Below are 14,998 nucleotides of genomic sequence, written 5' to 3'. Positions count from 1 at the left end.
ACGACGAAGAACCCACGAAAAAACTTGTCCGACAAGCAATCCGGAGCCACAGCGGCACCGAATCCCAGATGACCGTGCACCACACAGCCACAAGGAGTGACTGACATGAAGAGCATGAAGACCCGTACCGGCCTCGTCGCCCTCGCCATCGCCCTGCCCCTGAGCCTCGCGGCCTGTGGCAGCTCGAGCGACAACACCGCCTCCGCCGGCGCCGGCAACACGCCCGCCGCCACGTCCTCCGACGCCATGACGAGCACGCCCTCCGACACGATGACCTCCTCCGAGTCGATGGACGCCTCGTCCGCCGTCTTCGGTGAGGGCTGCGCGGCCGTGCCGAAGGACGGCAAGGGCTCGTTCAACGGCATGGCGACCGACCCCGTCGCGACCGCCGCGAGCAACAACCCGCTGCTCTCGACGCTCGTCACCGCCGTCAAGCAGGCCGGCCTCGTCGACACCCTCAACTCGGCCCCCGAGATCACCGTCTTCGCGCCCGTCAACGACGCGTTCGCCAAGATCCCGGCCGCCGACCTCAAGAAGGTCCTCGCCGACAAGCCGACCCTCACCAAGATCCTCACGAACCACGTCGTGGCCGGCAAGCTCTCGCCGGACCAGCTCGCGGGCGACCACAAGACGCTCGCCGGCACCACGATCACGGTCAAGGGCTCCGGCGAGAACTTCACCGTCGGCAAGGCCGACGCGAAGGTCATCTGCGGCAACGTCCCGACCGCCAACGCCACGGTGTACATCATCGACGGCGTGCTGATGCCCTGATCGTCTGCCGACCAGGCTGACGCAGAGCACGACGACGGGCGACACAATGGACCCCATGTCACGGTTCTCGGTGGTCCCCTCCGGCGATGAGTCGCCGGAGGGGGCCCCCCGCCCAGTCCAGCTGGAGCAGCTGCTCCGCCGAGCAGCGACGGGAGACGAGACGGCGTTCGCAGACCTCTACGACGCCGTCTCCTCCCGGCTCTTCGGTCTCGTCCGTCGCGTCGTGCGCGACCCGGCCCAGTCCGAGGAGGTGACCCAGGAGGTCTTCCTCGAGATCTGGCGTCACAGCGCGCGCTTCGACCCGAGCAAGGGTGGTGCGATGTCGTGGATGCTCACGATCGCCCACCGCAAGGCCGTCGACCGGGTCCGCTCGGCCGAGGCGGCCCGGCACCGTGACGAGGGTTACGGCGCCAGCAACCAGGACGTCACGCACGACTCCACCGCGGAGGCCGTCGTCGAACGGCTCGATGCGGAGCGGGTTCATCGGGCGTTGGAGACACTGACAGCGGTTCAGCGGCAGGCCCTCGAGCTGGCCTACCTCTCGGGATACACGCACACGGAGGTGGCGACCATGCTCGACCTGCCACTCGGGACCGCGAAGACACGCATCCGTGATGGACTCATCAGACTACGAGACACGTTGGGGGTGACCCTGTGAGCGAGGACATCCACGCGCTCTCCGGCGCGTATGCCGTCGACGCCCTCGACGACGTCGAGCGGGCCCGGTTCGAGCGCCACCTCAGTGGCTGCTCCGCGTGCCGGGCCGAGGTCGAGAGCCTCGTCGCCGCGGCGTCGGAGCTGTCGGTGCTGACCGAGGTCGCCCCGCCGCCCTCGCTGCGGGCCAAGGTGCTCGCCGAGATCTCCACGGTCCGTCCGCTGCCGCCGCTGACGGCTCCGCAGCGCGACTTCGCCGACGAGGACGTCACGTCCACGCCGTCGGCGCCCGAGCAGGGTCCGGCTGCAGGTCCGGCCACTCCTGCCATCCCGGTCGAGCGCCCCGACGAGCTCACCGAGCGCCGCCGGTCCCGCTCCACCCGTGGGCTCGCCCGCGGCTGGCGTATGGTCGTCGCGGCCGCGACGGTGGCCGTGCTCGCCATCGGCGGGTTCACCGTCTGGAAGCAGATCGACAAGGACCCGTCCCGGGCCATCGCCGACCAGGTGCTCGCGGCTCCCGACGCCACGCGCTACGGGACGCGGCTCGCCGGCGGCGCGACGGCCACGGTCGTGCGCTCCAACTCGCTCCAGAAGGCCGTCATCGTCACGTCCGGCATGTCGCAGCCGCCCTCGGGCAAGGTCTTCCAGCTGTGGCTCCAGGACGCGACCGGTCACATGACCTCGGCGGGCCTGATGCCCGGCGGCGGCGACCAGGTGGTCGTGCTGAGCGGCGACGCCAGCCACTCCAAGGGCGCGGGCATCACCGTCGAGCCCGCGGGCGGCTCCGACCAGCCGACGTCCAACCCCGTAGCGTTCGTCGCCTTCGCCTGACCCGCACGACCGGCCGCCCGACCGTCGGGCGGTCACGAGCCCGCTCCCGGCTTCCCCCGCCAGGGGCTCGTGACCGCCCGACTCCGGCGTGTCCGCACGCGTGTACGTTGACGCACCATGGACTGGACCGAGGTCGCGGGCTTCGTCACGGGGGCGGCCTGCGTGGCCCTCGTGGTGCGCCGCAGCGTGTGGAACTTCCCCGTCGGCATCGCCAACAACCTCCTCTTCCTCGTGCTCTTCACCGGCTCGAGCCTCTACGGCGACGCGGGCCTGCAGGTGCTCTACATCGCGCTCGCGGTGCTCGGCTGGTGGGCGTGGCTGCGCGGCGGACCCGACCGCGGCCCGCTGACGGTGCGCCGCACGCCGCGCTGGTTCTGGCCGGTCGCCGTCGTGCTCGTGGCGGCCGCGACGTGGGCCGTCTGGTCGCTGCTGACCCGGCACACCGACTCGGACGTGCCGACGTGGGACGCCCTGACGACGTCGCTCAGCCTCGTGGCCCAGCTCATGCTGAGCTTCAAGTGGATCGGCAACTGGGCGCTGTGGATCGCCGCCGACCTGGTCTACGTCCCCCTCTACCTCCACAAGGGCCTGACGCTCACCGCGATCCTGTATGCCGGGTTCGTCGTCCTCTGCGCCGTCGGCCTGCTCCAGTGGTGGCGGTTGCGCGACGCGCCCGCGGACGTGGCCGGCAACCACGACGCGGCCCTGGCAGGCGTGGGTTCGCGGTGAGCCCGGCACGTCACGGGCACGGGCTCGTCATCGGCAAGTTCTACCCCTTCCACGCCGGGCACCAGGCGCTCGTGCGGGCGGCGACGAGCTCGTGCGACCGGGTCACCGTCGAGGTCATGGCGCACGCCGTCGAGTCGATCCCCGTCGACGTGCGGGTCGGCTGGGTGCAGGGCGAGCACCCGACAGCGAGGGTCGTCGCGGCCCCCGACGACCACGACGTCGACTTCGACTCGCCGGAAGTGTGGGACCTGCACATGGCCGTCATCGAGTCGCACCTCGACGGGCCGGTCGACGCGGTCTTCACCAGCGACGCCTACGGCGAGGAGATGGCCCGGCGGCTCGGCGCGACGTGGGTGCAGGTCGACCCCGGCCGTGCCTCGACCCCGATCTCGGGGACCGCGGTGCGCGCGGACGTAGCGGGCTCGTGGTGGGCGCTGCCGTCGCCGGTGCGCGCGTGGTTCGCCAAGCGGGTCGTCGTCGTGGGCGCCGAGTCGACGGGCACGACGACTCTCGCCGACGCGCTCGGGGCGCACTACGGCACGACCGTCGTGCCCGAGTTCGGGCGCGAGTGGACCGAGCGGCGCCCGGGCGGCCTGGCCGCGCCGTGGCACACGGCCGAGTTCGACCTCGTCGCCCGTGAGCAGGCCGCGCAGGAGGACGCCGCTGCCGCCGCGGCCCCGCGACCGCTCGTCGTCTGCGACACCGACGTCTTCGCGACGACGCTGTGGCACGAGCGCTACGTCGGGTCACCGTCGCCGACGGTGCGCGCCCTAGCCGGGGCCCGACCGGCGCCGGCGCTCTACGTCCTCACCGGCGACGAGATCCCCTTCGTCCAGGACGGGATGCGCGACGGCGAGCACGTGCGCGAGTGGATGCAGGGGCGCTTCCGCGAGGAGCTCGCCGCCCGCGAGGTGCCGTGGGTCGAGGTGCGTGGCAGCCACGAGGAGCGGCTCGCCGTCGCCACGGCTGCGGTCGACGAGGTCGTCGCCGCGGGCTGGGACCTCGCCGACCCCGTGGGCTGACGGCCCGGCCACCACCCGGCTGGCACAATCGCACGGGTGACCACGTCAGGGGAGCAGGCACACACGGGGCTCGGCCACGTCTCGAACGCACCGACGCGCCCGGGCGCCGCCGGGCGGCACACGGACGAGCTCGACCTCACCGACCTCTACGGCACGTCCCGCGGGGCCACGCCCGACGCGGGGCCGCCGCTCGACGAGAAGCTGCGTCAGGCGTACTTCTGGATCACGAACCACGCCATCATCAGCCCGCACTACGACGTCGAGTTCCACGACGGTCCCAGCGAGCGGATCCCGTTGGGGGACAGTCGCGGTGAGCTGACGCTGCCGAGCGGGCAGTCCTACTCGAGCTACGTGCTCATGCCGCTGCTGACCTTCATGGTGCGCGGGCGCTGCCTCATGGTCGGCGGCCCGGGCCGTGGCAAGACCGCGAGCGCCCTGCTCATGGGCGTGCTCGCCGGCTACACGCCGACGGAGATGCGCCGCGGCATGCAGCACGGACACCCGCAGCTGACCGTGGCCGACCTCTTCGGCACCCCACTGCCGCGCGACCTCGTCGAGGCCGAGAAGCTGTCGGACGTCGACGTCGCGTGGCGCTCGTGGCTGGGCATGCGCGTCAAGATCGTCGACGAGTACAACCGCATCCCGACGCGCACGCAGTCGGCGCTGCTCACCGTGCTCGCCGACGGCTACGTCGAGACCTTCGACCAGGTCTACGAGACCGGCGCGAGCGCGTGGTACCTCACGGCCAACGACGACGCGGGCGGCGGCACCTACCAGGTCATCGACGCGCTCCGGGACCGCATCGACGTCGTCGTCGCGGCGCTGCCCTTCAACAACCGCTTCCTGTCGGCGCTCGTGGCCCGGGCCGAGCGCGGCGTGCGGCCCGAGGACGTCGTGCCCGACTCGATCGTCTTCACCGAGGCCGAGCACGACCGGCTGCACCGGGCCGTCCTCGACGTGCCCATCCCGCGGCCGGTGCTGCGCCGGATCGAGCACTTCGCGGGGCAGTTCGAGTACCTCGAGCGTGCAGGCAGCCAGTTCGAGTACCGCACCAAGGACACGGCCCGGCTCGCCGGTGTCGACCCGCACCTCGTGCAGCAGGACGACACCGGCCGCGATGCGCTCAGCGACGTCGGCACCCAGACGACCGCGGGCCTTTCGGTGCGCGCGCTCCAGTCGCTCGTGCTCTACAGCAAGGCGATGGCGCTCTTCCGCGGCGACGACGCCGTCGGGGTCGACCACGTGCGCGCGGTGCTGCCCTTCGTGCTCTTCCAGAAGCTGCCGATGGACACCGAGGCCCGCGTGTTCGAGCAGGACGACACGGCGGCGCTGCGGCTCGACCGGGTGTCGTGGCTGCACGCGATGTTCGACACGACGTGCCGGCAGTTCGACGCCGGCGGCCTCGACCGCGACGACCCCGTCGGTGACGCCCTCGCCCTCTTCGACCGGGGGCTCGACGGGCTCGGCGCCGACGAGGTGCGCGCCCGGATCACCCACGTCGGGCGGCTGCTCACGTCGATCGCCGCACAGCGCAAGGTCTACGGCCACACCTTCGACGACGCGCTGACGCTGAAGTACCTCCACCAGCGCTACACGAACTACCTCTCCTGGTTGCGCTGGTCGTCATGAGCACGTATGCCGTGGGGCCGGGCGGAGCGGCCGAGCCGGCGCCGCTCTGGGCTGCGGCCCTGCGGCGGGTCTCGGGCACGTTGGCGCGGGACCTCGACGTGGCCCGGGCCGGGAGGGCGTCGGACGGTGCGCTGGCCGAGGGCCTGCGGGCGGTGGGGCCGGGCTTCGACCGGCTCGTCGCGCGCCAGGGCGGCGCAGGACCGGCCGTCGCGCAGCCGGTCGTCGACCGGTGGGCGACGCACTGGGCGCGCTCCGTCGTCGCCCTCGTCGGTGCAGGGCGATTCGGCGAGGGGTCGGTCTCCCGCTGGGTGCTCGAGTGGGTCGTGCCGGCGCTGCGCCTGGACCTGCGCACCGTGACACCGCTCGTCATCGACGACCTCGTCACCGCGGCCGCGCAGGTGTCCGGTCGGGCTGACGCCACCGACTGGGCGCGCGGCATAGAGGCGGGACTGGCGGCCTGGCCGTCCGGCGTGCCGCTCACCGACGACCGGGTGCGCGAGGTCGGCGCCGTGTCGGCCTGGCGGGCCGGTCACGTGCGGCTGCGCTCCGCCGCGAGGGCGCTCGTGCCCAACCTGCCCGAGGCCGTGGCAGGTGCGGTCCTGCGGGCCGAGCCCGGTCAGGACGTCCCCGACCTGCTCGCCCGCAATGCCGAGACGCCCTGCGCCTGGGGTGGGCCGGTGGTGGAGCGACCGATCGGCGCCTTCCGGGGCTTCGGCGGCGCCTGGCTGCTGCCGCCGGTCGTCACCGGCGGGGACGGGCACCGCTGGAGCGTCGTGTCGGGCCAGACCCGCTGGACGGTGCTCACCGACGCGTTCGGCGAGGCCGTGCTCCCCGACGAGAGCGAGCCGGACTCCGATGCGGCGGCGCCGGCGCCCCGGCAGGCGTCGTGGGAACGCTACGGCGACGACGTGACCGGGGCCGTGCGCGCCGGTGGGGTCGTCCTCGTCAGCCGGCGGTCGAGCCACCGACTGCTGCTCGTCGCCGACGGCGGAGCAACGCCGTGACGGTCACCGCCCGGGTGGATGCCGTTGACTGGGTCGGGCTCGAGTCCCGCTGGCGCGCAGCCTGGCCCGCGGCCCTCGAGTGCTGGGGACCGTCCCTGCGGCTCGGCGAGCCGCGCTTCCTGACCCCCGCAGACCCGCCCGGCACGACGAGCTTCGCCTGGTTCGACATGGACGCCGTCGGGGCGACGATCGACCTGCGCGCCGTCGTCCGTCTCGGCATCGAGGACATCCCGGTACCAGTGCTGGCGCACGAGATCGGCCACCACGTGCTCGCGCCGGCCGACGCGACCGGACGGGCGTGCATCGTCGAGCGCTGCCGTCGCGGGCTCGTCGACCGTGACGCGGACGCCCCGATGGTCTCGAACCTCTGGACCGACCTGCTCATCAACGACCGCCTCACGCGGCTGTCCGGGCTGGACATGACCGCGCCCTACCGGGCCTCGCGCAGGACCGTCGCCGCCCAGCAGGCCGAGCCTGCGTCCGCAGTGGACACCACCCGGTCAACCGGGCGAGGCAAGCCACCTACGGAGGCGACGTACTTCGACATCTACCTCAGGGCATACGAGCTCCTGTGGTCGCTGCCCAGGGGCAGCCTCGTGCCACCCCTGGGCGCGGAGGAGGAGGTAGACGCCGGCTTCCTGGCCCGCCACGCGCGGGTCTTCGCGCGCGACGCGGTGGGCGGTGCGGGCGGCTTCGCGGCGCTCATGCGCCGGTGGCTGCCCGATCCCACCGAGGCGGGGCTGCAGGGTCCGTGCCGGGTGACCGGCGGAGCCGGCACGGCGCCCGACGTCGCCGAGGACGACTCTCTCGCGGACCTGCCCGTGCACCCGGCGCTCGACCCCCGGGTCAACAGCCAGGCGCCCGCGTCGGGTGGCGCCGGCGCGCCGGGGACGGCCGACGGCGAGGCCCAGGACACCGGCCAGGGGTCGGGCCAGGTCTTCGGGCCGGCCGACCTCGCGACGCTCTACGCCACCCTCGGCACCACCCGCGACGCCGCGGTCGACTGGTACGTCGCCCGAGCCCGGCGCCACCTCGTGCCGTTCCCGGTCGACCACGAGCAGCCCGTGAGCGAGCCCGAGCTGCAGGGGCTCGAGACGTGGGAGCTCGGTGACGACCTGACTGACCTCGACTGGACCGGCACGACCCTGCGCTCGGCCACGGTGCTGCCCGGGATGACGACCCAGCGCCGGGTCGTCGAGGCGGCCGAAGGGCTCGACCCCGTCGAGCGTCCCGTCGACCTCGACCTCTACGTCGACTCGAGCGGCTCGATGCCCGACCCGCGTGGGCTCGTGTCGCCCGCCGTCCTCGGCGGTGCGGTGCTCGTGCTCTCCGCCCTGCGCGCCGGGGCCCGGGTGCGCGTGACGAGCTGGTCGAGCCCGGGGCAGGTCACCTCGAGCGGCGACCTCGGCACCGACCGCGACCGGCTGATGACCGCCCTGCTGACCTACCACGGCGGCGGCACGAGCTTCCCACTCCACGGCCTCGCCGCCGCCCACGACGGGCTGCCGGCGGCGCGGTCGACGCGTCGCCGCTGCCACATCGCCGTCATCTCCGACGACGGGGTCGAGTCGATGTTCGGCCGCGGGCAGGACGCCGGCCTCGAGACCGCCGCCGCGCGGGCGCTCGAGCACGCCGGCGGGGGCGGCACCCTCGTGCTCCGGGTCGCGCCCCAGGTTGCCGAGCGCACCCGCACCATGGCCGGCGACTACGTCGTGGAGGCCGTCGCCGGACTCGACGACGTCGTGACGCTGGCCCGCCACTTCGCCCGCCGGCACTGGGACACTGGCCCGAGGAGGACCCTCCGATGACCGACCGCACCGCCCCGAACCCGCTCGAGCAGCCGCTCGCCCACTCCGACGAGGGCCCGTGGCTGCGCACCCTCACCGACCGGCTCGTCGCCACGCCCCAGGCGTTCCTGCGACCCGAGGTCGTCACCGAGGCCGTGCTGCGCGACGCCCTGGAGCTCGTGACGGGCGCTCCCGTGGAGGCGGACGCCCTGTCCGCCGTGCGCCGTCTCGGCGGCGCTGCCCTGCCGGAGCGCCTCGCGGCCCAGGTCGCCGCCCACCTCGTGATGGAGCCGTCGCTGCGACCCGTGCTCGACGCGCGAGCCCCCGTCGACACCGCCGCGGGCATCGAGCACTTCACGGCGCTCGTCGGCGTCGTGCCCCTGCGCCAGTGGTTCGGTGACGACCCGGACCGCCACGAGGAGGTCGTGCGAGCCCTGTTGCGCTGCCTGGCGATCCGTCCCCGCGGGGAGACGCACGCGCAGTCCGAGGACCGGTGGCAGTCGGTGAGCACAGGCCTGCGGTCCGACGCGCTGCGCCTCGCGGCGCTCGAGCAGCAGCGTGCCGCCGAGCTCGCCAAGGCCCTGGCCGACAAGCGCGCCCAGGAGGCGGCGGCGCAGTACACCCATGTCTGAACCGGTCTCGCGCCCGACCGCGCTCCCGGGCTACGAGCCGATGGGGGCGGCCGTGCGCTCCGACGCCGAGCGCTTCCCCGCCCTCGACCACGGCGGACGCGAGCGCCTCGACGCCCTCCGGCACCACGCATACGCCCCCGCCTGGAGCCACGCGTGCGGTGACCTGCTCACGGACGCCGACCACACGACCATCGCGGAGTGGGCGCGCGACGTGCCCGCGATCGCCGCAGCGGCGACGGGCCAGCCACCCGACTGGCTGCTCGCCGAGACCGAGCGGCTGGCCCGAGTCGTGCCGCACCTGCGGCGGCTCGGGATCCGTGACTGGGCCGACGTGCCGACGACGACCCGCGCCGACCTCGCCCGCGGCGTGGCCGACTTCGTGCCCGTCGACGTGCCGCTCGACCGGGTGGTGCAGGGCACGAGCTCGGGCTCGAGCGGCTCGGCGCTGGTCATCCCGTGGCACCCCGTCGACATCGCCAAGGACCTCGCCCTGCTCGACCTGCTCCTCGCCGGCGTCGGGGTGCAGTGGCGCGAGGACCCCTCTCGCATGGGCCTGCTCAGCGTCGTCGACCAGGAGCAGGCGTTCACGTACGCGTCGGCCATGACGTTGCGCGGCGGCCAGTCGATGTCGCGCGTCAGCCTCCACCCGTCGGCCTGGCCGGACGACGACGCGCGGCGGGCCTTCCTGACCGCGGTCGACCCGCAGGTCGTCACGGGCTCCGCCCTCACCCTGCAGACGTATGCCGCCCTCGACCTCCCGCGCTCGCCGCTCGCCCTCGTCTCCGGTGCCGTCGACCTCGCGACCCCGGCGCGCGCCCACCTCGAGTCGGCGTTCGGCGCGCCCGTGCTCGACCTCTACGGGCTGCGCGAGGTGGGGCCGGTCGCCTGCGAGACCGCTGCCGGGGCCGGGCACGTGCTCGTGCCGCGGCGGATGTGGGTCGAGGTCGTCGACGACAGCGGCCACCCCGTGCCGGACGGTGTGCCGGGCGACCTCACCGTGTCGTCGCTGGAGAACCCCTACCTGCCGCTCCTGCGCTACCGCACCGGTGACCGCGGCGCGCTCGTCGGGACCGGCGCCGACCGTCGGATCGTCGGTCTCGAGGGTCGCTCGGCGGTGGTCTTCACGGCGGGCGACGGGCGACGCGTGCAGTCCGTCGAGCTGACCCAGCAGCTCCAGCGCTTCGGCGTCAGGGCGTGGTCGGTGCAGCAGGACGCGGACGGTGCCGTCACGGCGCGCTGCCTCGGCGGTGAGGGCGAGGGTCTGCGCCGTGCGCTCGAGGTGCTGCTCGACCGCCCCGTCGCCGTCAAGCAGGTCGGCGATGCCGCCGACCTCGGTCCCGGCAAGCCCCGCCGCTTCGCGAGCGCGCTGTCGACGCTGTCGACGCCGTAAAGGAGTGCGCCGGGACCGCCGCGGTTCGCTAGGTTCGCCGGGTGGAGATCACGCGGATCGGACCCGACGACTGGGAGCGCTTCCGGGAGGTGCGGCTGGCGTCTCTCGCCGATGCCCCGGCGGCCTTCGGGTCGCGCCACGAGGACTGGGTCGACGCGCCCGTCGAGCGCTGGCGGGACCGCCTGACTCAAGTGCCGCTGAACCTGGTGGCGCAGGAGTCCGGCCGTGACGTCGGGGTCGTCAGCGGGCAGCCGGACGGGGACGACTGGGTCGAGCTCATCTCGATGTGGGTGGCCCCGGAGGCCCGCGGCACCGGGACCGCCGCGCAGCTCATCGGGGCCGTGGTGGACTGGGCCGCCGCCCAGGACCGCAGGACCTGCCTCATGGTCCGCAGCGACAACGTGCGCGCCCGCACGGCCTACGAGCGGGCCGGTTTCGTCGACGTGGGCGTCCCGGAGGACTGGCCGGCCGACGAGCCCCCGGAGAACCGGATGGAGCGGCGCGCCTGACGCGACCGGGTGGCGCGGGCGGCTCGCACCGCTCGCGCCCTCAGGCTCGCGCGATCGTGAGAGTGCGTGTGCCGTGCAGGTGCAGGTCCGCGCGCCGCAGCAGTCCGTGCGGGCCGGAGTCGTCGAGCAGCGCCGCGAGGGTGCGCTCGTCGTCGGCGTCGAGGCGCCCGTCGAGACCGTGCGCCAGCCGCGCGAACCAGGCGCGGGCGTAGGCGCCGGCGAGCGGGTGCTCCGGCGACCGCTCGTCGATGACGACGTCGTGCTCGTCGACGACGGTCCAGCCGGCCTCGGCGAGCAGCGCGGCCCACGACGCCCCGATGTGCGGCAGCGCCTCCGCGTGCACCGAGCCGAGCACCTCGAGCGCCCGGCTCTCGAAGCCGGGTCGGCCGGTGCCGAGGTCCTCCGGCAGGAAGCGGACCGGCTCGACGAACTCCGAGACGGCGAGCAGCCCACCCGGAGAGGTGATCCGGCGCAGCTCGGACAGCGAGCGCACCGGGTCGGCGAGGTGGTGCAGCGACATCGACGCCCACGTCAGGGCGACCGGCGCGAGGTCGGGCCAGCCCCGGTCGAGGTCGGCCACCACGGTGCGCACCCGGTCGCCGAGACCGGCGGCCTGCGCCTTGACGGCGACGCGCTCGAGCGACGGCTCGGACACGTCGACCGCAACGACCTCCGCATCGACCATCGCCCCGGCCAGCCGGGAGGCCAGCCCGAGCGCCCCCGTGCCGGTCCCGGCCCCGAGGTCGACGACCCGCACCCGAGCCCCCGACTCCCGCGCAGTCGCGAGCGCCGGAGTCACGGCGGCCATCACCCGGTCGAGGGCACGGCCCCAGTTGGCGGCGAGGACCTCACCGTCGAGGTCGAGCAGGTCGGCGCTCTCCGCCTCGGAGGCCAGGTCGTCGTGGGAGAGCCGGGCGGCCGCGTGCTCGTGACCGGCGTGCTCGTGACCGGAGTGCTCGTGATGGGGGTGCGTCATGACGGCCACGCTACGACGGCCTTGCGCACACGGCATACGATCTTGCCGATGACGCAAGAACTCGACCTCGATGCCGTGATCCGCGCCCGGGTACGCGGCCTCCGACTGGCCCGCGGATGGTCCCTCGACGCCCTCGCGGCCAGGTGCGGCCTCAGCGCCTCGACCCTGAGCCGGATCGAGACCGGGCACCGACGCATCGCCATCGACCAGCTCAGCCCCATCGCTCGCGCGCTGGGCACGAGCGTGGACCAGCTCGTCGAGCTGACGAGCGAGGACGACGTCGTCATCCACCCGCGGCGCAACGCCGCCCACGGGCACACGACGTGGCTGCTCACCCGCGAGGACGAGCCGCACGGCCTCGTCGTCGCGAAGATGCGAATCACGGCCCGCCGCCGCACGAGCACGCCGGGAGTGCACCCGGGCCACGAGTGGTTCACCGTGCTGTCGGGGACCGCGAGGCTGCACCTCGGCGAGCGCGTCCTGCTCGTCGAGGAGGGGCAGTCGGCCCAGTTCTCGACGATGGTGCCGCACGCGATCACGGCCGTCGACGGGCCGGTCGAGGTCATCGTCGTGCTCGACCGGGAGGGCCGACGCGCCCATCTCGACGCGAGCGAGGGGCACGACCACCCCTAGCGCGGGGACGGCCGCGCCCGAGGACGCGGGAGGTCACCGCTCGGGTCGGTCGCCCGTGTCGGCCCAGATGTCGAGCGGCACCGAGCGGATGCTGCGGCCGTCGAGGTCGAGCTCGCGGCCCATCCGCTTGATCGAGCGGAGCACCATCGAGCGGTCGTGGATCGTCATCTGCGGCACCTCGGCGGCCAGCCTCGCCTCGACCTGCGACAGCTCGTGCAGCGAGTGCGTCGTCAGCGCGAGCATGAGGTTGGGCCCACCCCCGGAGATCCGCCAGCACACGCGGATGCCGGGCAGGCGGCGCAGCGTCATCGCGACGGCGTCGATGTCACCGGCATCCGCGGAGGCCCACAGCCAGCTGATGACGGGCCAGCCCGAGTCGGGCAGCGCCATGTCGCAACGCAGGACGACCCTGCCGTTGCCGACGAGGCCCGCCACACGGCGCCGCACGGTGCTCTCGCTGAGCCCGGCGCGCGCGGCCATGGTCGCCACCGGCATACGACCGTCCTCGCCGAGCAGCAGGATCAGCTGCCGGTCGACGGGGTCGTAGCCGCGGGCCAGGTCGGCCTGCTCGGACGTCAGGCCGTCGAGGCGGGGCTGCTGCCCGCGCAGCATGATGGCCTGCTGCGCAGGGTCGAGCACGTGCAGCTGCCAGTGGTCGCCCATCGAGTAGACCTTGGTCACCGCGTGGCTGCTCGTCGCGACGACGCCCGGGATCGTCCCGACCGACTCGAGGAGGAAGCGGGAGAGGAAGGCGAGGTCGCGCACCTCGACGAGGATGGTCAGCGAGCGCGGTCCGGACGTGTGCTCGACGCTGAGCACGTGGGGCAGCTCGGTCACGCGCCGCGCGATGGCGAGCGTCTCGGCCGCGCTGCAGCTCAGCTCGACCACGGCGAGGCACGACTCGGGGCGCCCCTGACCGGTCGCCCGACCCGACACCCAGGCGATGCCGGCCGAGGAGAGGCGCTGCCACCGGCGGGCCACCGTGACGGGGTCGACGTCGAGCGCCCGGCCCACGAGGGTCCACGAGGCGCGTGGCTGAAGCTGGAGGCAGTTGACGATCGCCAGGTCCAGCTCGTCGGCGCGGGCGGCGGAATCCTGCGTCATCTCATGACGCGTCGCGTCATCCTGCGTCGAGCGGCCTCTCGGTGGCATGCCTGCCATCCTCGGTCACCAGTGCGGAACACCTCAAGTGCCGCATTCGGACCACGACCCGGGAGAGCTGCATGCCGTCCGTTGGCACCACCCGCGAGACCTCGCACCCCACCCAGCCGGCCAGCCTGGACTGGACCACGCGGCTGCTGCAGGTCGACACGACGAGCCGCGAGACCAACCTGCCGCTCATCGACCTCGTCGCGGACGAGCTGCGCGCGCACGGCGTCGAGCCGGTCCTCGTCGCCAACGAGGACGGCACCAAGGCCAACCTCCTCGCGACCTTCCCGGCGGCCGACGGCACGACCACCGGAGGCGTCGTCCTCTCGGGGCACACCGACGTCGTGCCGGTCGACGGGCAGGACTGGTCGAGCGAGCCGTTCGTCCCCGAGATCCGCGACGGCCGCCTCTACGGCCGGGGCACGTGCGACATGAAGGCCTTCATCGGCTCCGTCATGACCGCGGTGCCGCGGCTCAGCACCACCCCGCTCAGCGAGCCGGTGCACCTCGCCTTCTCCTACGACGAGGAGGTCGGCTGCGTCGGCGCCGTCTCGCTCGTGGACGAGATCGTCGCGCGCGGGCTGCGTCCCCGCGCCTGCATCGTGGGCGAGCCGACGAGCATGCGCGTCATCCGCGGGCACAAGTCGCTGACGATGATCGAGGTCGTCTTCCACGGCGTCGCGGCCCACTCGTCGCGGACTCCCCACGGCGTCAACGCGATCGAGTATGCCGCCCAGCTCGTCCGCTTCGTCCGTGGCGTCGCCGACGGGTTCCGTGCGGACGGCCCGTTCGACGAGCACTACGACGTGCCCTTCACGACCGCCACGGTCAACCAGATCCAGGGCGGCATCGCCGTCAACACCGTGCCCGCCGAGTGCTCCCTCACCTTCGAGTTCCGGGCGGTCGGGGCCGTCGACGTCGACGCCACCGTCGAGGCGTTCCGCGCCGAGGCGCGCCGCATCGAGGAGGCCATGCGGGAGGAGAACCCGGACGCCCGCGTCGAGGTCTCCATCGGCGCCCAGGCGCCCGGGCTCGACACGGCCGACGACGAGGACGTCATCGACTTCGTGACCGGCCTCGGCGCCGCCGCGAGTGAGGAGAAGGTCGCCTACGGCACCGAGGCCGGGCTCTTCCAGCGCGCCGGGATCCCGACCGTCGTCTGCGGCCCCGGCGACATCGCCCAGGCCCATGCTCCGGACGAGTTCGTCGCGCTCGAGCAGATCGAGCGCTGCGACGAGCTGGTCGACCGGCTCATCAGCCACCTCACGGCCTGACCACCCAC

Annotated in this window: 15 protein-coding genes; 13 read left to right on the top strand and 2 right to left on the bottom strand. The window is 73.6% G+C overall.

All coding sequences use genetic code 11. From position 1 onward, the window contains the following. Positions 1 to 105: 105 nt before the first annotated feature. From U5C87_RS05350 to U5C87_RS05300, 11 genes are all read left to right on the top strand, one after another. Positions 106 to 771, top strand: a complete 666-nt coding sequence (locus U5C87_RS05350; protein WP_030197084.1) for a fasciclin domain-containing protein — start codon at positions 106 to 108, stop codon at positions 769 to 771. Between the two features lie 46 nt (positions 772 to 817). Further along, complete coding sequence (gene sigK, locus U5C87_RS05345; protein WP_330475596.1) at positions 818 to 1,429, top strand: ECF RNA polymerase sigma factor SigK; 612 nt, start codon at positions 818 to 820, stop codon at positions 1,427 to 1,429. Continuing rightward, positions 1,426 to 2,256 (top strand): anti-sigma factor, encoded by an 831-nt coding sequence (locus U5C87_RS05340; RefSeq protein WP_330475595.1) that lies wholly within the window; start codon positions 1,426 to 1,428, stop codon positions 2,254 to 2,256. The genes sigK and U5C87_RS05340 overlap by 4 nt, the downstream gene beginning before the upstream one ends. 117 nt (positions 2,257 to 2,373) lie before the next feature. After that, positions 2,374 to 2,985, top strand: a complete 612-nt coding sequence (gene pnuC / locus U5C87_RS05335) for a nicotinamide riboside transporter PnuC (RefSeq protein WP_330475594.1) — start codon at positions 2,374 to 2,376, stop codon at positions 2,983 to 2,985. Next, on the top strand, positions 2,982 to 4,007 hold the full coding sequence (locus U5C87_RS05330) for an AAA family ATPase (RefSeq protein ID WP_330475593.1): 1,026 nt from the start codon (positions 2,982 to 2,984) through the stop codon (positions 4,005 to 4,007). Before pnuC ends, U5C87_RS05330 begins: the two co-directional genes overlap by 4 nt. Positions 4,008 to 4,043: 36 nt before the next feature. Continuing rightward, a complete protein-coding gene (locus U5C87_RS05325; RefSeq protein ID WP_330475592.1) occupies positions 4,044 to 5,636 on the top strand; it encodes an ATPase in 1,593 nt (530 codons plus the stop codon). Next, positions 5,633 to 6,640 carry a hypothetical protein gene (locus U5C87_RS05320; RefSeq protein ID WP_330475591.1) on the top strand — a complete coding sequence of 336 codons (1,008 nt, stop codon included), beginning with the start codon at positions 5,633 to 5,635 and terminating at the stop codon, positions 6,638 to 6,640. Before U5C87_RS05325 ends, U5C87_RS05320 begins: the two co-directional genes overlap by 4 nt. Further along, positions 6,637 to 8,448, top strand: a complete 1,812-nt coding sequence (locus U5C87_RS05315; RefSeq protein WP_330475590.1) for a vWA domain-containing protein — start codon at positions 6,637 to 6,639, stop codon at positions 8,446 to 8,448. Before U5C87_RS05320 ends, U5C87_RS05315 begins: the two co-directional genes overlap by 4 nt. Next, positions 8,445 to 9,059: a hypothetical protein gene (locus tag U5C87_RS05310; protein ID WP_330475589.1), complete on the top strand. Its 615-nt coding sequence runs from the start codon at positions 8,445 to 8,447 to the stop codon at positions 9,057 to 9,059. The genes U5C87_RS05315 and U5C87_RS05310 overlap by 4 nt, the downstream gene beginning before the upstream one ends. Continuing rightward, positions 9,052 to 10,449: a hypothetical protein gene (locus U5C87_RS05305; protein WP_330475588.1), complete on the top strand. Its 1,398-nt coding sequence runs from the start codon at positions 9,052 to 9,054 to the stop codon at positions 10,447 to 10,449. The genes U5C87_RS05310 and U5C87_RS05305 overlap by 8 nt, the downstream gene beginning before the upstream one ends. Before the next feature lie 41 nt (positions 10,450 to 10,490). Next, positions 10,491 to 10,958, top strand: coding sequence for a GNAT family N-acetyltransferase (locus tag U5C87_RS05300; RefSeq protein WP_330475587.1), 468 nt, complete (start codon positions 10,491 to 10,493; stop codon positions 10,956 to 10,958). A gap of 40 nt (positions 10,959 to 10,998) precedes the next feature. Here U5C87_RS05300 and U5C87_RS05295 read toward each other — a convergent pair whose 3' ends face one another. Next, on the bottom strand, positions 10,999 to 11,934 hold the full coding sequence (locus U5C87_RS05295; RefSeq protein WP_330475586.1) for a class I SAM-dependent methyltransferase: 936 nt from the start codon (positions 11,932 to 11,934) through the stop codon (positions 10,999 to 11,001). A 48-nt stretch (positions 11,935 to 11,982) separates the two neighbouring features. Here U5C87_RS05295 and U5C87_RS05290 point away from each other — a divergent pair, with 48 nt between their 5' ends. After that, complete coding sequence (locus U5C87_RS05290) at positions 11,983 to 12,567, top strand: helix-turn-helix domain-containing protein (RefSeq protein ID WP_330475585.1); 585 nt, start codon at positions 11,983 to 11,985, stop codon at positions 12,565 to 12,567. A 33-nt stretch (positions 12,568 to 12,600) separates the two neighbouring features. Here U5C87_RS05290 and U5C87_RS05285 read toward each other — a convergent pair whose 3' ends face one another. Next, the gene (locus U5C87_RS05285) at positions 12,601 to 13,671 is read right to left on the bottom strand and encodes an Lrp/AsnC family transcriptional regulator (RefSeq protein WP_330475584.1); all 1,071 of its coding nucleotides are present in this window, start codon (positions 13,669 to 13,671) and stop codon (positions 12,601 to 12,603) included. Positions 13,672 to 13,790: 119 nt separating this feature from the next. Here U5C87_RS05285 and argE point away from each other — a divergent pair, with 119 nt between their 5' ends. Continuing rightward, positions 13,791 to 14,990 carry an acetylornithine deacetylase gene (argE, locus tag U5C87_RS05280; RefSeq protein WP_330475583.1) on the top strand — a complete coding sequence of 400 codons (1,200 nt, stop codon included), beginning with the start codon at positions 13,791 to 13,793 and terminating at the stop codon, positions 14,988 to 14,990. The last annotated feature ends 8 nt before the right edge of the window (positions 14,991 to 14,998 follow it).

This window comes from Terrabacter sp. C0L_2, assembly GCF_036352015.1.
Taxonomy (GTDB): Bacteria; Actinomycetota; Actinomycetes; order Actinomycetales; family Dermatophilaceae; genus Terrabacter; species Terrabacter tumescens.
Note: the sequence above shows the minus strand (reverse complement) of the source record. Positions and strands in the feature narration are given on the sequence as shown.